Source organism: Fibrella aquatica, from assembly GCF_041321135.1.
Lineage (GTDB): Bacteria > Bacteroidota > Bacteroidia > Cytophagales > Spirosomataceae > Fibrella > Fibrella aquatica.
Window position 1 is genome coordinate 107,302 of the sequence record NZ_JBGGWF010000010.1, and the last position, 20,523, is coordinate 127,824.

The 20,523-nt window shown below is 50.6% G+C and carries 18 protein-coding genes; 9 read left to right on the forward strand and 9 right to left on the reverse strand.

Features of this window, described 5'->3' with window-relative positions; translation table 11 throughout:
• From ACAW87_RS20045 to ACAW87_RS20060, 4 genes are all read right to left on the reverse strand, one after another.
• Positions 1 to 903: a LytR/AlgR family response regulator transcription factor gene (locus ACAW87_RS20045; RefSeq protein ID WP_370725419.1), complete on the reverse strand. Its 903-nt coding sequence runs from the start codon at positions 901 to 903 to the stop codon at positions 1 to 3.
• A 17-nt stretch (positions 904 to 920) separates the two neighbouring features.
• Positions 921 to 1,544, reverse strand: a complete 624-nt coding sequence (locus tag ACAW87_RS20050; protein ID WP_370725420.1) for a rhomboid family intramembrane serine protease — start codon at positions 1,542 to 1,544, stop codon at positions 921 to 923.
• Positions 1,545 to 1,670: 126 nt separating this feature from the next.
• Positions 1,671 to 2,642, reverse strand: coding sequence for a polyprenyl synthetase family protein (locus ACAW87_RS20055; RefSeq protein ID WP_370725421.1), 972 nt, complete (start codon positions 2,640 to 2,642; stop codon positions 1,671 to 1,673).
• Between the two features lie 201 nt (positions 2,643 to 2,843).
• Positions 2,844 to 4,337 (reverse strand): xylulokinase, encoded by a 1,494-nt coding sequence (locus ACAW87_RS20060; protein WP_370725422.1) that lies wholly within the window; start codon positions 4,335 to 4,337, stop codon positions 2,844 to 2,846.
• 119 nt (positions 4,338 to 4,456) lie between these two features.
• Here ACAW87_RS20060 and ACAW87_RS20065 point away from each other — a divergent pair, with 119 nt between their 5' ends.
• The 4 genes from ACAW87_RS20065 (at position 4,457) to ACAW87_RS20080 (ending at position 8,334) form a co-directional block, all read left to right on the forward strand.
• On the forward strand, positions 4,457 to 5,209 hold the full coding sequence (locus tag ACAW87_RS20065; RefSeq protein WP_370725423.1) for a metallophosphoesterase: 753 nt from the start codon (positions 4,457 to 4,459) through the stop codon (positions 5,207 to 5,209).
• A 68-nt stretch (positions 5,210 to 5,277) separates the two neighbouring features.
• Positions 5,278 to 6,099 carry a thymidylate synthase gene (locus ACAW87_RS20070; protein WP_370725424.1) on the forward strand — a complete coding sequence of 274 codons (822 nt, stop codon included), beginning with the start codon at positions 5,278 to 5,280 and terminating at the stop codon, positions 6,097 to 6,099.
• 11 nt (positions 6,100 to 6,110) lie between these two features.
• A complete protein-coding gene (locus ACAW87_RS20075; protein WP_370725425.1) occupies positions 6,111 to 6,863 on the forward strand; it encodes a hypothetical protein in 753 nt (250 codons plus the stop codon).
• Between the two features lie 40 nt (positions 6,864 to 6,903).
• Complete coding sequence (locus ACAW87_RS20080; protein WP_370725426.1) at positions 6,904 to 8,334, forward strand: leucyl aminopeptidase family protein; 1,431 nt, start codon at positions 6,904 to 6,906, stop codon at positions 8,332 to 8,334.
• 44 nt (positions 8,335 to 8,378) lie between these two features.
• Here ACAW87_RS20080 and ACAW87_RS20085 read toward each other — a convergent pair whose 3' ends face one another.
• Complete coding sequence (locus ACAW87_RS20085; RefSeq protein ID WP_370725427.1) at positions 8,379 to 10,634, reverse strand: sialate O-acetylesterase; 2,256 nt, start codon at positions 10,632 to 10,634, stop codon at positions 8,379 to 8,381.
• Between the two features lie 137 nt (positions 10,635 to 10,771).
• Between ACAW87_RS20085 and ACAW87_RS20090 the strand changes: the two genes are divergently transcribed.
• The 4 genes from ACAW87_RS20090 (at position 10,772) to ACAW87_RS20105 (ending at position 14,357) form a co-directional block, all read left to right on the forward strand.
• A complete protein-coding gene (locus ACAW87_RS20090) occupies positions 10,772 to 11,701 on the forward strand; it encodes a glycosyltransferase family 2 protein (protein ID WP_370725428.1) in 930 nt (309 codons plus the stop codon).
• Positions 11,664 to 12,254 (forward strand): WcaF family extracellular polysaccharide biosynthesis acetyltransferase, encoded by a 591-nt coding sequence (locus tag ACAW87_RS20095; protein ID WP_370725429.1) that lies wholly within the window; start codon positions 11,664 to 11,666, stop codon positions 12,252 to 12,254. The genes ACAW87_RS20090 and ACAW87_RS20095 overlap by 38 nt, the downstream gene beginning before the upstream one ends.
• Positions 12,251 to 13,018 (forward strand): glycosyltransferase family 2 protein, encoded by a 768-nt coding sequence (locus tag ACAW87_RS20100; RefSeq protein WP_370725430.1) that lies wholly within the window; start codon positions 12,251 to 12,253, stop codon positions 13,016 to 13,018. The genes ACAW87_RS20095 and ACAW87_RS20100 overlap by 4 nt, the downstream gene beginning before the upstream one ends.
• A gap of 118 nt (positions 13,019 to 13,136) precedes the next feature.
• The gene (locus tag ACAW87_RS20105; protein WP_370725431.1) at positions 13,137 to 14,357 is read left to right on the forward strand and encodes an MraY family glycosyltransferase; all 1,221 of its coding nucleotides are present in this window, start codon (positions 13,137 to 13,139) and stop codon (positions 14,355 to 14,357) included.
• A gap of 101 nt (positions 14,358 to 14,458) precedes the next feature.
• Here the strand turns inward: ACAW87_RS20105 and ACAW87_RS20110 are convergent, their stop codons facing one another.
• From ACAW87_RS20110 to ACAW87_RS20125, 4 genes are all read right to left on the reverse strand, one after another.
• On the reverse strand, positions 14,459 to 16,168 hold the full coding sequence (locus ACAW87_RS20110) for a pyruvate dehydrogenase complex dihydrolipoamide acetyltransferase (protein ID WP_370725432.1): 1,710 nt from the start codon (positions 16,166 to 16,168) through the stop codon (positions 14,459 to 14,461).
• Between the two features lie 154 nt (positions 16,169 to 16,322).
• Complete coding sequence (locus ACAW87_RS20115) at positions 16,323 to 17,417, reverse strand: lytic transglycosylase domain-containing protein (RefSeq protein ID WP_370725433.1); 1,095 nt, start codon at positions 17,415 to 17,417, stop codon at positions 16,323 to 16,325.
• A gap of 301 nt (positions 17,418 to 17,718) precedes the next feature.
• Positions 17,719 to 17,943, reverse strand: coding sequence for a hypothetical protein (locus ACAW87_RS20120; RefSeq protein ID WP_370725434.1), 225 nt, complete (start codon positions 17,941 to 17,943; stop codon positions 17,719 to 17,721).
• A gap of 58 nt (positions 17,944 to 18,001) precedes the next feature.
• Positions 18,002 to 18,634 (reverse strand): DUF4126 domain-containing protein, encoded by a 633-nt coding sequence (locus ACAW87_RS20125; protein WP_370725435.1) that lies wholly within the window; start codon positions 18,632 to 18,634, stop codon positions 18,002 to 18,004.
• A gap of 93 nt (positions 18,635 to 18,727) precedes the next feature.
• On the opposite strand from ACAW87_RS20125, the gene ACAW87_RS20130 reads away from it, so the two are divergent.
• Positions 18,728 to 20,488: an ABC transporter ATP-binding protein gene (locus ACAW87_RS20130; RefSeq protein WP_370725520.1), complete on the forward strand. Its 1,761-nt coding sequence runs from the start codon at positions 18,728 to 18,730 to the stop codon at positions 20,486 to 20,488.
• Positions 20,489 to 20,523 lie beyond the last annotated feature (35 nt).

Here is a 20,523-nt window from a genome sequence, read left to right on the forward strand (position 1 = left end):
TTATTTCAGTCCCGCCACCAACGTATCGTTGTATTTACGGGCTACCGGCACCGTAAGCTGTCCATTAAAGAGGTGCAGTTTGTAACCCTGTGCGTTTCCAGATACCCGCTCAATGCGATCGAGATTAACGATATACGACCGGTGGCAACGAACAAAGGACGAGCCATTGACAAGCTGATTCTCGAAGCGGCTCAGGCTACTCCGCATTAATTCTTTGGTTAGTACGCCTTTCCTGAGGTACAAAATCGTGCAGTAATTATCGCTCGATTCAATCGCGAGCAATTCATCCCGTTTAAGCGTCAGCGTATCTTTTTCATTTTCGGCTACAAGCACGAGCTGCTCATCTAAGAAAGGTTGTGGTTCAACCGTAACTGAATCTTCGTCGGGAGTCTGCTTTTCCGGCGGTGAATTCGGCGCGGCAGGTATCGGTTTGTGCAATACCAGGTGAGCTGCCTGTTGCTGGTATTTCCGCAGTTGCAGAATGTAGTTGGTCATGACCACTCCCACCGTCGGAAAAATCCCGATCAGAAACGTCATACCGATCGACAGCAACCAGCCGCCTTGCAACGACCAGCCCATTAGCCAGCTCATATATAACCGATTAGCCAACGCGATCAGGAAAATAAGGATCAAAATTTTGGCAATTTCGCGCCCTACGGTCCAGTGTTCTTCGGCAAAATACCGGGGCCATAAACGGGTTCCTTCATTGACCAGAAGCATAACCCCAGTAGTGACAGCGCCAAACCCGAGCACTTTGTAAACCTTGTCAGACGTATTCCAAAGTGACAAACCAAAAGGCTGAAACAAAAGCAGAAAGCCGCCCACGAAGGCACCGATAACCCATTCATTACCCGCATTTTCGGGAACAGGGTACGGCTGACGAAGCAGTTTAAGCAGTTTCATGGCGCTCGCTTAACAAATCAGAAAGGGCTCCACTGACTGATTTGGGTAATGAATCCGGGAACGGCGGGCGGATAGGCTATAGCCATGAACAGCAAGCCGAACAAACTACCATACAAGTGGGCATCGTGGTTCACGCCTGAATCGCCCCGGCGGGCCGAGTAGTAGGAATAGGCTAGATACAGAAACGCAAAGATGAACCCAGGAATAGGTATCGGAATGAAGAAAAAGTAAATCGGCGTGAGCGGAAAAATCAGGATAGTAGCGAAAATAATAGCCGCTACTCCACCCGAGGCACCCAGCGAATTGTAGCCCGGACTGTCTTTGTGCTTCATCAGCGTCGGAATATCGGAGATGATGATCGCGATCAGGTAAAAGACGATCATGACAACGCCACCCAAATCGCCAAAAATCTCTTCGAAAATACGTTCGGTAAATCGGCCGAAAAAGTAGAAGCTGAGCATATTGAAGAACAAATGGCCCATATCGGCATGCAGAAAGCCCGAGGTGATTAAGCGATAGTATTCGCCTCGCCTTGCCACGGCATACGGATTCATAATCCAGCGATCCATCAGCGCGGGGCTATTCCAGGCCCATAGGCTGATGCCAACGGTAACGGCAATGAGAAGCAGAGTGATTGACATGTTGAAGGGAGAAAAACGTCATTATTGGTCATTGGCTTCGCGTCATTGATAGTCATTTACTGCTTTTTCTATACGTGACCACTAATGACGCAAAGCTAATGACCACTTAATGACAGCGAAGCATAATTAACTTTCCCGTTCAACCAGTTGACGGGCAAATGTGATCAGTAATTCTTTTCGGGCGGGGTCGGCGCTGATCTGATCCAGATTGGCAAAGCCTTTGGCAAAGTAATCAGCAATGCGGGCCTCGGTCAGCTCATGAATGCCCAACTGATCATAAATCGCTGTGACAGCATCTACCTTCTCGGTTTTGTCGAAAACGCCCCGGTTCAGCCAGTCCAGCAAATCGGTACGTACCTGACCTTCGGCCCTTTCCAACGCTTCGATGAGCAGAAACGTTTTTTTGTTGGCAATAATGTCGCCGCCGACCTGTTTGCCAAATTTAGCCGGGTCACCGTATACATCGAGTAAGTCGTCTTTCAACTGAAAGCCGATTCCAATGTTTACGCCCGCATCGTATAGCCGTTTGGTATCTGCCTCATCGGCACCCGCCACAATGCCACCTACTTCCATGGCAAAACCCAGCAGAACCGACGTTTTAAGGCGAATCATTTCGATATAGTCGGCTTCAGATACCGTATCGAGGGTCTCGAAATTCATATCCAGTTGCTGACCTTCACACACTTCAGCCGCTGTTTCGCCAAACCGCTTCAGTACCTGCCGCAAATGGGCGGGCTCTACATCGAGGAGTTGTTCATAGGCCTTCACCAGCATGACATCGCCGGAAAGAATGGCAATATTGGTGTTCCACTTTTCATGAACCGTTGGCTGTCCGCGGCGGAGCGGAGCCTGATCCATGATATCGTCGTGAAGCAGGGTGAAATTATGAAACACCTCCACAGCTACGGCGGGTTTCAGGGCTTTCTGCCATTCGTCGGTGAATAGCGAAGCGGCGAGCAACGTCATCAGCGGGCGCATTCGCTTCCCGCCGAGGCTCATAATATACCGGATTGGGTCGTAGAGTTCGGCCGGTGACTGACCGTATGGAGTTTGTTCGAATTGACGAAGTAGCGCGTCAGCTAACTGAGTAGGCGTCATTGGAAAAATACCGAATAGGTCGTTTCAAGGGAATGAAAGCACGTCGAACGGGCCTCATCGACCTTGAAACGACCCATGCAGCACTAGGCTTGTTTAGCCCAAAAGTAAGCAACAACCGCCAGTAAATAGGTGGTCACTGTGTAGAGCAGTTAGCCTTACCAGTGCATCACCAGCACAGAAGCGGGCAATACAGATAACCGCCTATTGTTTCTCCAGTTGTTTTTCCAACGCGCTCAGCCAGTTCGCATACGCTTCCTGATACGCCTGATGGGTACGTTGGTCAGGGTCGAGGGTGCGCACAATACTCAGGCCACTGAAAGCTTCATCGCGATTGGCGTAGTGACCCAGACCAAGACCGGCACCACGGGCAGCCCCCTGCGCACCATCTGTATTGTAAAGTTCAACGGCAGCGCCCGACAGGTTGGCAAACGTGCTGCCAAAAAGCGGACTCAAAAACATGTTGGCCTCGCCCGCCCGAACGGTTTTTAGACCTACTCCTACCTGTTCCATCACTTTTATGCCGTAATAGAGCGCAAAAACGATTCCCTCCTGAGCGGCCCGCAACACTTGTGGTAAGCCGTGACGGGTCAAATTCAGGCCCTGGAACGTGGCTCCCAAATCGCGATTTTCCAATACACGCTCGGCACCGTTGCCAAATGGCAAACAAACCAATCCGTCGGCCCCGATGGGTGCTTTTTGCGCCATATCGTTCATGCTGGCGTAGCTGAGGGTCTTTTGAAACAGGGTGTTCCGAAGCCAGCTATTGAGGCTACCCGTACCGTTCACGCACATCAGCACCCCATAGCGCGGCACTTCGGGCGTGTGATTCACGTGCAGGAACGTATTCACCCGCGATTGCGGATCGTACTGCGCCGAATCGCTCACGCCATAGACCACGCCCGACGTACCTGCGGTGGCCGCAATTTCGCCCGGCTCCAGCACATTCAGCGACATGGCATTGTTGGGTTGGTCACCAGCGCGGTAGGTAACGGGGATGCCTTCGGCCAATCCTGTTTCGGCGGCGGCTTTGGCCGTTAGATGGCCCTGATCACCAAAGGTTGGCTTGATCACCGGCATCAGCGCGGTATCGAAACCGTAGTAATTCATCAGGAACTCGGCGGGTCGATTCTCCAGAAAATCCCACATAATGCCTTCTGAAAGACCTGATGCCGTGGTAACGATATCGCCGGTGAGGCGGGCGGCCAGGTAATCGCCGGGAAGCATGAAGTGCGCTACGTTGGCGTATACATCGGGCTGATTTTCTTTTACCCACGCCAGTTTAGCCGCCGTAAAATTACCCGGCGAGTTCAGCAAATGGCGCAACACCCGATCCTGCCCCAGCGCTTCGAACGCCCGTTGCCCGTAGGGAACAGCGCGGCTATCGCACCAGATAATGGAAGGCCGTAGCACATTTAACTGGGCATCGGTCACTACCAAACCGTGCATCTGATAAGAAATGCCAATGGCCAGTACATCACTCCCCTTAGCCCCGGCAGCGTCCATCACCGACCGAATGGCCAGCGTGGCATTGTGCCACCATAAGTCGGGTTGCTGTTCGGCAAAGCCCGGTTGCGGGGCTTCAATGGTCATTTCCACTTCAGGAAAAAAAGCCGAAGCAACTGCCTTATTTGAATCGGCGTCTACCAAACAGGCTTTGATAGATGAGCTACCGAGATCGAGTCCGAGAAGAAACATAGAGGAAATATTAACTAGTCTTTAGTGGCGAATTAGTGGTCAATTGTTGTTTTCACGTTGATCGACCACGTATTGAGTGTTAAATTAAAATGGTATTTTCGGCTGATTATACCCTTTCAATGCATAAACAAGCAGTTTTCATCGGAGATGTTCACGGTCGCCATAACTGGCAGAGCGTAGTTAAAACCTGGCTAGACCATGCCGATCAGATCGTTTTTCTGGGTGATTACCTCGATACGCACGACCCGCGGATGACTACCGAACGGATTGATGCCAATTTCAGAGCAATCATTAAGTTGAAGCAGGCTCATCCCGACAAAATTAGGCTACACCTCGGGAATCACGACTTTTATTATTTTTATAATAATCCCATGTTTATCGGTTCGGGCTACCGCGAGGATGGCGCTGAGGAATGGCACAGCCTGATCCGAAAAAACCTGGACCTGTTCCGGCTCGCTTCCCGTTTTGACCAGACCTTTGCCAGCCATGCCGGATTCACCAACTGGTGGGTCAAGCAGTTTCAGCACGCTTATGAGCGACGAATGCGCCAGCCGCTCGAACTAGACAATCTGGTGCAGACCCTCAATACCAGCCTGAAAACGGTTTCGCCCGATGCCTATACTAATCTGATTGCCACCGTAGGCGTGAAACGTGGCGGTTTATCGCAATCGGGTGGCCCCATCTGGTGCGACCAGCGTGAACTTCAAGCAGACCCTTTAACAGGTTTTAATCAGGCTGTTGGCCATACGCCGCAACCCGGTGGCCGGTACACGCAAACGCACGCTCCCGGCGGCGAATGGCTCACCTTCAACGATCTGGGCGAAGCCCCCATCACCCAGCCTTTTGTACTTCTCTACGAAAACGCCGATTAGGGGATTTCCATCCACCACTTACCTGTATTGGCATTTTTGTACTTTTGCGGCTTCAATTAGCCTTTCCCATGCAGCAATACCACGACCTGCTTCAACATATCCTGACCAATGGTGCGCGTAAAACCGACCGTACCGGAACCGGAACCCTCAGCGTATTTGGCTATCAGATGCGCTTCAATTTGCAGGATGGATTTCCCCTGTTGACCACCAAAAAGGTACATACCAAGTCAATCATTCACGAATTGCTCTGGTTTATCAAAGGCGACACCAACATCAAGTACCTGAAAGATAATGGCGTCAGCATTTGGGACGAATGGGCGGACGAAAATGGTGATCTGGGGCCGGTGTACGGCAAGCAGTGGCGAAGCTGGCCTGATCCCGACGGAGGTAAAATTGATCAGTTGGCTGATGTCTTACGGCAACTGAAGAACTCGCCCGATTCGCGCCGGATGATCATCACGGCCTGGAACCCTTCGGACATTCCTAATATGGCACTCCCCGCCTGTCATGCGCTTTTCCAGTTTTACGTGGCCCCGCCCGATCCGGAAAAAGGCGAAACGCGCAGCAAGCTATCCTGCCAACTCTATCAGCGTAGTGCCGATGTTTTTCTGGGTGTGCCGTTCAACATCGCGTCGTACGCCCTGCTGACCATGATGGTAGCTCAGGAATGCGGCTACGAAGCCCACGAGTTTATCTGGACAGGTGGCGACACGCATCTCTACAGCAATCACCTAGAACAGGTCAATACCCAATTGTCGCGCTCATTCAGGCCCCTGCCTACTATGCGTCTGAATCCTGATGTCACCTCGGTTTTTGAGTTCACCTACGCCGATTTCACGTTAGAAAACTATGATCCCTGGCCCGCCATTAAAGCGCCAGTAGCGGTTTAGGGGCTGTTTCCATGAACATCCTGCTCATCAAGGTTACGCTGATGCCTTTTGTGATTGGCCTGGTTACGCTGGTTAGTCGCCGGTGGGGCCACAAAGCGGGAGGGCTGATTGCCAGTTTACCCTGGATAGCAGGGCCCATTTTGCTGTTTCTTATTCTTGAACAGGGAAAAGCCTTTGGTATACAGGCTGTTCCGGGCATTCTGACGGGCATTGCGTCGCTGATCGGCTTTTGCTACTGCTACGCCCGACTTGCCCCTCACCTATCAGGCATCTGGACACTGCTGGTATCATATTTGGTTTTCGTAGTGATTGCTGTGTTGTTCAACGCCATTAACCTGGATTTACCGGTCAGCTATGGCCTCATCATGGGTGCTGTTCTTGTCACACTCCGCTTTTTCCCAGCTCCCGCGGTGGCGGCTTCGGCGGTGAAACGGTTGCCCTACGATCTGCCCATTCGTATGGTAGTAGCCACGCTCTTCGTGATCGGCATTACGGAGCTTGCTACGGCGCTGGGACCAACCTGGAGTGGTGTGCTAACCCCTTTTCCGATCATTACGTCGATTCTGGCCATTTTTACGCACTACCTTCATGGCAGTAGCGCCGCCATTACTACCCTTCGTGGCATTGTGATGGGTCTGCTCGGATTCACTACCTTTTTGTTTCTACAGGCTTTTTTCCTGCCCGCTTTTTCGGTCGGTGAGTCTTTTCTGTTTGCCTTGCTCATCAACGGAACCATCAATTTTATTGTCAGCAAAACGGCTTGACCATCCACGTAGGTAAATCTGCTTTTTGACCATCAACTTCATGCACGTTCATCTTCATACTACTGCTTCTGCTTCGGCAGCTACCATCTGGTTATTACTAAAAGGCCAGCCATTGCCCGAGCCAATTCAAGCAGCGCAGGCCGATTTCAAGGGAGATCTCAACGAGACGCAGCTTCTCTACGGCCAGTATGGCGCGAAACACTGGCTGCTTGGTCTGGGAGAAACACCCACAAGTACCGATTTTTTACGGGCCGTCCGGAAATTGACCTACAGCCAGAAAGGCAAATTTCCTGCAGCGATTGCCATTGACCTGACCAATCAATCGGCCGCGGTGGTTGAAGCCGTTGTGCTGGGTACGTTGGCCGGTGGGTATAACCTGAAACTATACCAGACCGATAAGCCCTCACCCGTTTCGTTTTATAGTCCTTTGGGCGAATTGCATGTAACCGTAGCTGAATCTGATCGCGAGGCCGCTCAGCAAGCCGTTGACAAAGCTACCATCATCTGGGAAGCTCAACAGGCGATGCTCGATCTGATGAATGCGCCTTCGAACTACAAAACTCCGCAGGTGCTGGCCGATTGGGCAGTAGCGTCGGGCCGCGCGCATGGCTACACCGTCAGCGTGATGGATCATGATGAACTAGCCCGGCAAGGCTACAACGCCCTGCTCAGCGTAGGTCAGGGTAGCGAGAATCCGCCAATGATGCTGGTACTCGATTACAACCCCGCCAACGCAACCGGGTCAACCGTCGGGCTGGTGGGTAAGGGGGTGACGTTCGATACAGGAGGCATTTCCATTAAGCCTTCGGCGAATATGCACATGATGAAGAGCGACATGGGCGGGGCCGCAGCAGTGCTGGGTACCTTGGAAGTTGCTGCCCGCCTCAAGTTACCCCGCCGCGTGGTGGGCGTGGTGCCGACCACCGAAAACGTAGTGGACGGAATGGCTACGAAACCCGGTGATGTAATTACCTCTTACCTCGGCAAAACCATCGAAATTATCGATACAGATGCCGAAGGCCGCGTTATTCTGGCCGATGGGCTGGGGCACATGGTCCGGCACATTCAACCCGACGTATTGATCGACCTGGCCACGCTGACAGGCAACGTTATTGCGGCGTTGGGTTATCAGGCGGGTGGTTTGTTTACGCAGAACGATGAACTCTCGGCACAGTTACAGGCGGCGGGTGACCGTACAGGTGAACGACTGTGGCGTTTACCACTTTGGGACGTGTACAAAGACGACCTGACCTCTGATGTAGCTGATGTGAAGAATTACAGCGGCAAACCCATCAACGGAGCTATTGCCGCGGCTAAGTTTCTGGAGGTCTTTACTGAAAAGCACCCCGCCTGGGCTCACCTCGACATAGCCGGTATGGCCTTTGCCGACACCGAATTCGGTCAACAGAAAAACGCCACCGCCTACGGCATCCGCCTTCTGATCGATTTTTTGATGGCAGAAAATCGATAGTTAGTCCTGTAAAGTACCGGTAGTAAAACAAGTCATTAGGTACGTTACTCGATGAGCAGCCGAGAGAATTGTGCAGCCGTAGAAGCCGATTTTAGCTCGATGACATAGATGCCAGACGGCAACTGTGGCAGAAAAATAGCCAACGTAGCTGATTGCTTACGCTGCACTTCCCTGGCAACGACCTTACCTGCTGCATCCGTCAGCCTGATCGTGAGTGGCTCGTTCGGCGTTGCTTCAGGTACGTTCAGATACAGTAACTGCCCGCCTCTGACTGGGTTTGGCCAAACCACAAGGTTACCGGGAATAGGTTCTACGCTGAGCGGAACCTGAATAACAACCGATACCGAGGCGATTGCCGAACAACTTCCCTGCAGGGCCGTGACGGTATAAATCCCACTCAGCCCTGGCGTAAGACCCTGTTGCCTTAAATCGGCCGCTGCTGTAGTCAACCCTCCCGGACCACGCCACAGGTACGTTACCGGATTAGTAGCATTAGTACCTGCTACCACGACAGATAGTGTCAGCGTACCTCCATACGGAACGGCAGTATTACCGGTGATAGTAGCCGACAATGCACATGGCGACAGTAAACGACCTTCAACCACATTGCTCACGCCCGATTCGGCTCGTTGGCCTACCAACCTAATTCGGTACGCATATGGCCCCTGACCATTCCCTGTGGGTGTATCGGTAAAATTCCTGGTTTCGGCAGCCAATCTGGCAACTTGACGAAATGAGGCGTTATTGGCATCGGAACGTTCCAGCAAAATAGCAGTTACTCCTGGCGTAGTTACCGTCCAGACTAGCGAAACAGATTCACGTGTTGTTTGGCTTACCGACAGGTTGTTGACTGGCGCCAAAGCACGGGCCACCGGATAGCGGTCAAACGTGAAGGCGCGTACACCCAACTGGTTTTTCAACGTTGGGCCATCATAAAAACCGCCGGGCTCCTCGCCATAAAATGACGGAAAATAAGACAATGTTTGAAGGGCAGCGGGTTGACGCAAGGTTAAATAAACGCGGTTTCCCTCAGCCCAGCCCCTCGAAAACCGGCCTGCCTGCCCGTCGGCCATAAAAAGATCGATCAGTCGGCGGGTGTAGGTCTGTCCTTTTTTCGTCAGCGTTGAATCGGACGGCCAGCGCATCTGCATGGCCGACTCGAACACCACGGTTACCGTATCATTGCGGCTGTTCTGATAGACCTGCCGCACATTGGGCGAGTTTACCTGTTCGGTTGCACCGCTGCCATACAGGTCGCGCATGAGCTGATTAGCCTGTTCGTATCCTATTTGCCGGTTGCCCACCAAATTATAGTGCAGGCCGTCATACCCTGGCGACCCAACAGTAGCCATGTTGCCCACTCCTTCCGGATATATTTCGGTCAGTCGTCGCTGAAAATCCCGTAACGCACCAGCATCGGGCGAGCCGGATGTAAGAATATTGATTTGACTGACATATAATCTGGGTACGTTCCCATAGTCTTGGCGTAGCATCTGATATAACCGATCGAAACTAGCCGGGTAATTGGCCACCGACGAACCAGCTTCGGCTTCTCCCTGCTTATACAGAATGGCCTTTACCTGTTGCTGTGCACCGGCCCATTGCACGCGGTAAAGCATACGCCCATAAAACGTATTCAAATCGGCAGGGTTGCCCGCATTCCGGTCTGAGAGCTGACCTATGTTAGCACCTCCCTCAGCTCCGTTAACAAAACCAACCGGAATTTGTGTTGCTTTTTGAATAGCCTCACCCATGTATAATCCAAATGCGCCTACAGCCCCGTATGGTTGCAGTGCCGGGAACCAACGCATAGATTCGGGAATAGTAGTGGCGCCAAAAGCGTAGCCACATTGCCGCATGAATTGATCATTGACCGCAATTTTTTCCAGGTCTTCTAACCCAAAGGCGTTCGACTGACCATAGATCACAAACAGATCACCACACAGCAATCGCTTCCGTTCTGCCACCAACGATGAGTCACCAGGCTGTCGATGAACGTAGACACGGAGCGTATATTCGGCTAATTCTGCCCGAATCTGAGGCTCAAAACGAAATTTTCGGCTAGCAGGAAGCGTCTGTTGGTACGTCTGACTAAGTGTCCCAGCCCGGTCAACCTGGACAGTTACACGCCTGACCGACGCATTTGTGACAGTACCTTCAACCACTAGGGCTGCTTGATTAGCGGCATTGCGTGGGAACAGTTGCAGGTCATACGGAAGCGTCTGAAACACGACAGAAGACTGTCCCAAAGCGACCATAAAACTACCGACCATTAACAGGAACGTGTAGCCGTACTTCATAAAGTGATATTTTTCAGCTAAAATTGCAGACTTATTTGCGCCGGAAACGTGATTAGTAACCTGAGTGTTTCCAAACAAACGGGTTAATATACCTCCAGACAGAAATAGCCAAGCAGCTATCTCTTAAACGGTCTTCTATGAACGGCTTGTCCGTAATTATTCTCACGCACAACGAGGAAAAACACATAGCTCGCTGCCTCTCCAGCCTGCAGGCAGTAACTGATCAGATTTTTATCGTTGACTCCTATTCAACTGATCGAACGGTAGAGATCGCTCAATCGATGGGGGCGGTAGTTGTGCAGAATCCTTGGTCAACCTATGCCGTTCAATTCAATTACGGCATAACCCACACTCCATTCCGCACCAACTGGTTGATGCGCATGGATGCCGACGAGTACATTCTCCCTGAACTGGCCACCGAGATCAATCAGCGATTGGCCACGGTGACAACTGACGTGAGCGGCATTTATGTAAAACGACGGGTCATGTTCATGAACCGATGGATCAAACACGGCGGCTATTATCCGATCTGGCTGCTGCGGTTATGGCGGCAAGGGCAGGGTATTTGTGAGCAAACCTGGATGGATGAACACATTAAGCTCGACAACCACACGGCTACCCCGGCCAAAACGATTCAGTTTGACCATGATCTGGTAGACCATAACCTCAATAACCTGACCTGGTGGACTCAGAAACACAATAACTACGCTACTCGAGAGGTTATCGACCTGTTGAACATCCGGTATAATTTCGACGACACAGTTCGGGTAGCGCCCCGCTTATTTGGTGCCCAGGAAGAGCGAAAACGGTATCTAAAAGAACGCTACGCCTCGCTTCCCCTATTTACCCGGCCCATCATTTATTTCCTGTTCAGGTACGTTATCCAGCTTGGATTTCTGGATGGGCGGAGAGGATTTGTCTGGCACTTCTTACAGGGCCTTTGGTATCGTTTTCTGGTCGATGCTAAAATGATGGAGGTCTACAATCGGGCTGGCCATGACAAAAACGCCATTATTGCTTACTTCAACGATGAGTACGGAAGAGACCTTAGAACCGGTGTACGATAATCTGGGGCACACTGATTTGTCGCGGTATAACAACGACTGGTTCAATCCCGGTCCGCGCTGGAAAATTCTGCTTTGGCACTTTATTAATGCCTGGTTGTTCAATTCCTATGCGCCCTTGCCATCGGGTTTGAAGGTCAGCTTATTACGGGCATTTGGCGGAAAAATTGGTGTTGGCGTGATGATAAAACCCGCTGTCAACATCAAATATCCATGGTTACTTTCTGTAGGCGATCACGTCTGGATTGGCGAAGGCGTCTGGATTGATAATCTTACGCAGGTCACCATTGGCAGTCACGTTTGCCTATCGCAGGGAGCCATGTTGCTGACGGGTAATCACAATTACCGGGCGGCCGCATTCGATCTAAGTGTAGCGGCCATTACGCTCGAAAACGGTGCCTGGATCGGTGCTAAAGCCACTGTTTGTCCGGGAATTCGGGTTGGTTCGCATGCCATTCTGGCGGTGGGCTCTGTGGCTACCAAACCAATGGATGCCTATACTATTTATCAGGGAAATCCGGCAGTAGCCATCCGCAAACGCGTAATTAACTCATGACAGTTTCGATTATCACGGTAGTTTACAACGGAGCCGACACCATTGCCGAGGCAATAGAGTCGGTACTGGGGCAGACGTACCCGGATATCGAGTACATCATCATAGATGGCGCGTCGACAGACGGTACGCAGGCGATAGTAGCCGGTTACGGAAAGCGGATCAGTCAGTTTGTGTCTGAGCCGGACCAAGGGTTATATGATGCAATGAATAAGGGAATTCAACGGGCAACGGGAGACATTATCGGCATTCTGAATGCGGATGATCTTTACCGCCACCCCGATGTAATTAGCCGAATTGTTGATCAGTTCAACCAACATCAGGCCGATGCCGTGTATGGTGACCTTGTTTACGCTCAACGCGACGCCCCCGATCGGGTAATGCGGTACTGGCAGGCAGGCACCTATAAACCTGGTGCCTTTTTGCGTGGCTGGATGCCACCCCACCCTACGTTTTTTGTCAGGGCCAGTGTATACAAGCAGCATGGCTATTTTACAACCAGTTTGCGATCGGCGGCCGACTATGAACTTATGCTTCGTTTTGTACACAAACACCAGATTCAGGTTGCTTACCTCAACGAGGTAGTTGTGGTGATGCGGCTTGGCGGTGTCAGCAACAGCAGCTTCCTGAATCGGTTGCGGGCCAATAAAGAAGACCGAGTAGCCTGGCAAATGAATGCGATCAGGCCCGGCTGGTTCACTTTATGGCTAAAACCGCTTCGCAAAATCGGACAATTCTGGCAAAGAGATCAGCCGACCGTTCGATAAGGGTAGCGTGAACATTGAGTAATTTAACTTGTCGTTAACATAAAAAGAACAATTTTTGCAGGCCGAGTACCAGTTGAGTACCTGATACACAGCCTCCCACCCAGCCTCAACCATTTCTATGAATCCTGATCTACTACTTGCCTATATACAGCAGAAGCTGGGAGAGGCCGCCTTTCAGCAGGGCCTTTACCATGCGATCATGGCTTTTCTGGTAGCCAGTTTCGTTGCCGTCGTTTCCATTCCGGTAATCATCAAAATTACGGAGATGAAATCGCTGATGGAAAGCCCCGACGATGCCCGCCGTGCTCACAAAGTGCCTACACCTACGTTTGGTGGTGTGGCCATTTTTGCTGCCGTGCTCATCAGCTACTTCGTTTGGCCGATCGATGACCCACAAGATCTGTACCGCACCAATTTGTCTATTGTTGGGGCCGCTATTCTATTTTTCATCGGCATGAAAGACGATCTGGTGGGAATTGATCCTAACAAAAAAATTCTGTTTCAGCTACTGAGCGCCTGTAGCCTTATTTTTCTGGGAGACCTCAAACTAGATTACCTCTATGGCATTATGGGCTTTCACCATATTGCCGATGTAGTTAGTATTTTGCTTACCTGCTTCGTATTTATTGCCCTTACCAACGCCATCAACCTCATCGATGGTATCGACGGTTTGGCGGGAGGTATTGCTACTATTGCCTCGCTTACGTTTGGGAGCTGGTTTCTGCTATCAGAACACTACGCTATGGCCACTATGGCCTTTGCCCTGTCGGGCGGGTTGGTTGGTTTTTTGCGGTTCAACTTCTCAAAAACCAGCAAAATTTTCATGGGAAATACCGGCTCACTCCTGATCGGCTTTTTCCTGGCCTTCTTCGCCGTGCGCTTCGTTAACCTGAATTCGGCCTACCGTTTTGAGCCGCGTGCTTTCTTTAATGCTCCCATCATTGCTATTGTAGTGCTGATCATTCCTATTTTCGATACGCTCCGGGTATTTATGGTTCGTCTGCTCAACGGCAAATCACCCTTCTCGGCCGATCGGAACCATATGCACCATATTCTGCTCGACAATGGACTTACGCACGCAGGTGCCACCATCACGCTTTGTGGAGCCTCGTTACTGAACACCGTTTTATTCCTGTTCCTGCATCAGAACATTTCCAATACGTTCTCGCTGGTTATTCTGATTGCTTCGTTCTTTGGCTATCTGTTTATGGGTTCTTTGCTGAAAATGAGGGCCGTATTTATCTCAACCCACCCTCGCCGCCGCATAGCGGCCCTACGCCGCGAGTTTCAGAGTGCCATTACTGGCCGTGATGGTCGCCGAATCACCGATCTGCTGTAAGCCACCGACGCTATTTTCACATTTCAGTATATGGCGTACAAAAAAGCCGTCCCCGACTAATCGGGAACGGCTTTTTAATGTTAAAACTGGCTAGCTATACACTAAACCAGCATTTTCATAGGATCTTCCAGGAAGCCTTTCAGCGATTGGAGAAAAGCGGCTCCCGTAGCTCCATCAACAACACGGTGATCGCAGGACAGCGTTACCTTCATCACATTGACCGGCTTAGGCGTTTCGCCGTCGAAAGCCACCGTCTGCTTGATAGCACCAACGGCCAGGATACACGAATCGGGGGGATTGATGATGGCCGTAAACTCATCGATGCCAAACATGCCGAGGTTAGAGATTGAGAACGTACTGCCTTCCCAATCCTTAGGCTGAAGCTTCTTGTCTTTCGCCTTACCCGCCAACACTTTTACCTCACCGGCAATAGTCGATAGCGTTTTCTGGTCAGCGTTGCGTACCACCGGAACCAATAGTCCTTCGTCGACGGCAACTGCTACACCGATATTAACGTAGCTGTATTTCCGAATCTTATCACCCAACCACGACGAGTTCACGTTCGGATGCTGTTTGAGTGCCAAAGCCGACGCTTTGATCACAAAGTCGTTGAACGACACTTTCGCCGTAGCTACCGCATTCACCTGTCCACGCAACGCCATTGCCTTGTCCATGTTGATTTCCATGGTCAGGTAGAAGTGCGGGGCAGTAAACAAGCTTTCGCTTAAGCGGCGGGCAATCGTTTTCCGCATCTGACTTACAGGTACGTCTTCATACTCACCGGCGGGTGCAGCAACGGGCTGTGGAGCCGGGGCAGACGGGGCTGGAGCCGATTGTGGAGCTGAAGCAGCCTGTGGTTGTGGTGCTGGTTTGGCAGCGGCCTGCGGCGTAAACGATTCCACATCGGCCTTGACGATACGGCCTTCAGGACCCGTACCCTGCACCTGTTGCAGGTTGATTCCTTTCTGTTCCGCAATTGCCTTAGCCAATGGTGACGCTTTTACCCGACCAGTAGTGTCATGGCCATTTTCGGCAGCAGCAGCGGGTTGAGACGGCGCCTCTTCAGTGGCTGGTTTTTCAGCAGGTGCTTCTGCAACTGGCGCTGAACCTCCGTCGTTGCTCCCATCGACAAGCACCTTAAAATTGGCACCTTTCTCACCCACAACGGCAATCACAGCGTCAACAGCAACCGATTCACCTTCTTTTACACCAATATAGAGCAGTGTACCTTCTTCGTAGGCCTCCAGGTCCATAGTGGCCTTGTCGGTTTCTACTTCGGCAAGTACATCTCCCGATTTCACGGTGTCACCTTCCTTTTTATGCCACGCCACAATGGTTCCTTCCGTCATGGTGTCACTCATCTTAGGCATTTTAATCACTGTAGCGTTTACAGCTTCTGCCGGAGCGGCCGATACGGCTTTGGGATCAGCCATATTGGTATTCACCTGCGCCTTATCTGCATCTTTAGGAGCGGGGGCTTCTGTTGGTTTAATGGTTTCTTCCGCTTTAGGCGCTGGTGCTGCCTCTACGCTACCACCTGAATTGCCCGACAGCAATGCCTGGAAATCTTCACCCTGTTGGCCAATCACGGCGATAATACCATCAATTGGAACAGCCTGACCTTTTTCTACACCGATAAAGAGCAATGTACCTTCATCATAGGCTTCAAGATCCATGGTCGCTTTGTCGGTTTCAACTTCAGCCAGCACATCACCCGATTTCACGGTATCGCCTACTTTTTTATGCCATTCCGCGATCACACCTTCTGTCATGGTGTCGCTCATTTTGGGCATTCGGATTAATTCTGCCATATACAATAAAGGGGATTCAACGTATCAACAACGAAGCACCAAAATTAGCTGAAAAAAGGGTTCAAGGTTCAACGTTTAAAGTCTAAAGGGCTGCACTTGTTCACAAAACGTGATTTAGTGCAGCCCTTTAGACTTTAAACGTTGAACCCTCTATCTACACCCACTCCCACCGATGACGTGGACGACGTCCCGTACCAGGTGTTTGACGCAAAAAACGGGGACGGCGGAATCGGAGCACCATCAACCCCAACAGTTTAGGAATAGGCTGTCCTTTCTGCTCGCGGGTCAGGTCAGTTGAGCCCGTTATTGGGTCAATACTGGCAAAACTGGCCGCAGCCAGTAAAATATCGGCCAGTGAAGGTGCCGTTAGAAACGATTCTCCGGTCCGGGGCCCCCAGGCTGGATCGATCTTGTCAATGTCGGCCAGTTCGTTATCTTCACCAATGGCCACTACTGACGAATTCTTGGTACCGGGCAATGACTTCAATTTTACGGGCAACGGCCGCGTCAGGTAACCGATTACATCGCTCGAAAGCAACATCTTGTACTGTTGCGGATTAGTCAACAGTTCTTTGTAGGCGATCACCCTATATAGGTAGGTACTGGTTTCCCGGTAAAGCTTTAGATTAAAGTAATTATTTTCCCGTTGCTGGATCATACGATTTTGCACATGGCCTAGACCGGCATTGTACGCGGCAGCAACTAATGCCCACGAACCCAGTTCGTGATGAAGTTCGCGCAGCAATCGGCAAACAGCTACCGTCGACTTCGACAAGTCATAGCGTTCATCGATATCTCCATTGACAATCAGGCCCATATCGCGGGCGGTTTGGGGCATCATCTGCCAATAGCCTGACGCTCCTTTAGGAGATACACAATCATTGACCAGCGCACTTTCAGCCAGTGGAACGTACCTGAAATCAGACGGAATATCATACTTCCGCAAAATAGGGTCAATGATAGGAAAGAAAACGGCGGCCCGTTTGCGGATCACGTACAGCTCTTCCCGTTGCGACTGGCATTGCATTAAGGTACGCATCCATTGGCGCGATACGTACGAATTATCGATGGGGACAGCTTCCCCACAGAAATAGATAGGAACGATCCGACGGTTAGGGTCGGCGTTCAGGAGGAGGGGCGTATTTAACTGATTCGAAATCGCCACCGGGTTGTCAGACTGTCGGCTGGAATCAACGGGCGCACCCGGGTCGGCCAGCGCGGAGACACAGGCAGCATTTGCCAACGTCATCAGAGCAGAGAATCCTACGGTTTTTATCAAAATAAATTGTATTTGTTGACAATAGAAAGCATTTAGGCAACTACCTGTTAATGAGATAATGCAAAAATGACAGACTGCAAAAATACCTAATTTTGATGGGCTCTCCTATTCGTTGCTCTGCGAATTATCCAATGGTCTTGGCACTACATCTGAGAAAAACCCAATTTTGTTGGCTCCTTTCAGCTATAAGGTCTTTTTGACCATCCAGTCTTCGAATTGACATGCTGATTATTCTGATTCAGGGGATCAGGAAAAATTACAATTACGCCCCTCACATCTGCCCCTCATCATTGACAAACTTTTGTTCGCCAATATCCGCTGGATCGGTATTTTCAGGGTCAGTCTCCCCCTCCTGTGTGGCCAGATTCGGATCAAATTCGGGCAGTTGTGTTCCCTCCGCATCCGTGTCTCCATGATGTTCATTTCGAGCCATTGTGCCCACTATACCCTGATTTTGGTCAGTTCCGGCATCGTATTCGTTCGGTATGTTTTCCATTGGATTGTGTTTTTGTGTACTACCATAACGCTGGGTACGTACACAGGTTAACGTAGCCTCAGTGATTCCCGTTGCTACCTTGCGGAAACTGATCGAGCGGATTGCCGGATGGCTTGGGAGTGACCTGCGTGAATCGCAGCTTTTTACGGGATAGTAACCGAACTACCAGAAAAATCAACAGACAAACGATCACTGCAAAGGCGAACAAAGGCAGAAACACAGTCAGAATTGACAAGATCAGCGAAGCAGCGTTTTCTCCCGTTGCCACAAGCGGATTTGCCAGACCACCTGTAGTAGTAACAGAACCGATTCGCAACAAACTGGTACCGGCCTGCACAAGACCTGCTGCCCCACCACCCAACATGAGGCTCATTGCCCAACGCACCATTTCATCGTTGACTCGTAAGAACGAAGTAGATAGCAACGTACCTGCTACAATCGCCACGGGCATGGCTACTGTATCAAGCATATTATCGAGCCAGGGAATGTAATAGGCTCCTAATTCAAAGGCTGTGGCAACAGATAAGCTGATAATGACAGTCCAGCTGCCCATAAACTCATAGCCCGGCATGGCATTGATCAGGCCAAGTTTTGTGGCAAACGCCGCCACCAGCATGGGCACAAACACCCGAAATCCGCAACAGGCCGCCAGGCCAAGGCCTACGCAGGCACTCAATATCCAGTCTATCATGATTATGCAGGAGAATTAGTATCCTGAACTTGATAACTCAATATTGCTGTTAGTGGTGAGAAGAACGAACTGTTCTTGCGAAATTTTTACCCAGTGAGCGACGAAAAGAAGAGTGGACGGCTATTTGATGTAGCTATTCTGAGACGACTCTATGCCTTTGTGCGACCTTATCAGGCTCGCTTTTATTTGTTGGTTGGCGTTATTCTGCTAGGTGCTCTGTTAGCCCCCGTAACACCGCTGCTTATTCGGCGTACTATTGATACGCAGATTGCCAGTTCTGATTATTGGGGCCTTACCATTATGCTTAGCCTTATGGTTGGCGTTCTGGTGATTCAAGCATTTATTCAGTTTGCCAATGCCTATCTGTCGGGCTGGATGGGGCAGCACGTCATCCGCGATATTCGGGTAGAGTTATATCAAAAAATTCTGGGCCTGCGCCTTAAGTTTTTCGATAATACGCCTATTGGTCGGCTGGTCACCCGCACCATCTCCGATATTGAAACCCTGGCCGATGTATTTACAGAAGGCATGGCCGCCATTGCTGGTGATATTCTGCAATTGGTATTAATTATCGGCGTCATGTTCTACACCGACTGGCGACTGGCCAGTATCAGCCTGTCGATGGTGCCGTTCATGTTACTTAGCACCTACGTGTTCAAAGAGAAAATAAAAGCATCGTTCAACGAGGTGCGGACTGCCGTAGCTAACCTGAATGGCTTTGTGCAGGAACATATCACTGGCATGAACATCGTGCAGATTTTTAACAGCGAACGAATTGAAGCCAAAAAATTTCAGGAAATCAACGATGTACACCGGAAAGCTAACATTCGGTCGATCTGGTATTACTCGATTTACTTTCCTGTTGCCGATATCCTGGCTGCCGCGGGTACGGGTTTGGTAGTCTGGTATGGAGCCCGCGAAATTCTGAACGAGCAGGTTACTTTCGGCACAGTTACAGCCTTTGTGATGTTCATTAATTTGTTCTTCCGCCCCATTCGTATGCTCGCCGATCGGTTCAACACCCTGCAAATGGGCATTGTAAGCGCCGACCGTATTCTGACCCTGCTCGACAGCGACGATTATACCGTTAACAATGGTCATTATATTCCGGAAAAGCTGAACGGCGACGTGTCATTTCAGAACGTATGGTTTGCTTATAACGACGAGAATTACGTGTTGAAAGATGTTTCATTTCAGGTACGTGCCGGTGAAACGGTGGCTTTCGTTGGCGCTACTGGTGCCGGAAAATCATCGATCATCAATTTGCTAAGCCGTTTCTATGACATTAACCGGGGGCAAATCACGATTGATGGGCGAGATGTTCACGACTATGAACTGGCGGCCCTTCGTCGGCAAATTGGCGTTGTTCTTCAGGACGTTTTTCTGTTTTCCGATACAATCGAAAACAACATTACGCTGGGCGATCCCTCTATCTCTCGCGAACAGATTGTAGAAGCGGCCGAACTCGTCGGCGTTCATGAATTCATCATGCAGTTGCCTGGAAATTACGACTATAATGTGCAGGAACGGGGTGCAACGCTTTCTGTCGGGCAACGGCAGTTGATCTCTTTTGTGCGGGCTATGGTGCAAAATCCACGCATTATTGTACTTGATGAAGCTACCTCATCAGTCGACACGGAAACTGAAGAGATGATTCAGGCGGCAATCAGCAAACTGATGCGGGGCCGTACAGCTATCGTTATTGCCCACCGATTGAGCACTATTCAGAAAGCTGATCAGATTATCGTTGTCGACAAAGGATTGATAAAGGAACAAGGAACACACGAACAATTGCTCCAGTTGGAAGGATTTTATGCGAACCTATACCGTATGCAATACAAAGAAGTTGCCTAAGTAGATAGATTTAATATATTGGCGTACTCTTATTT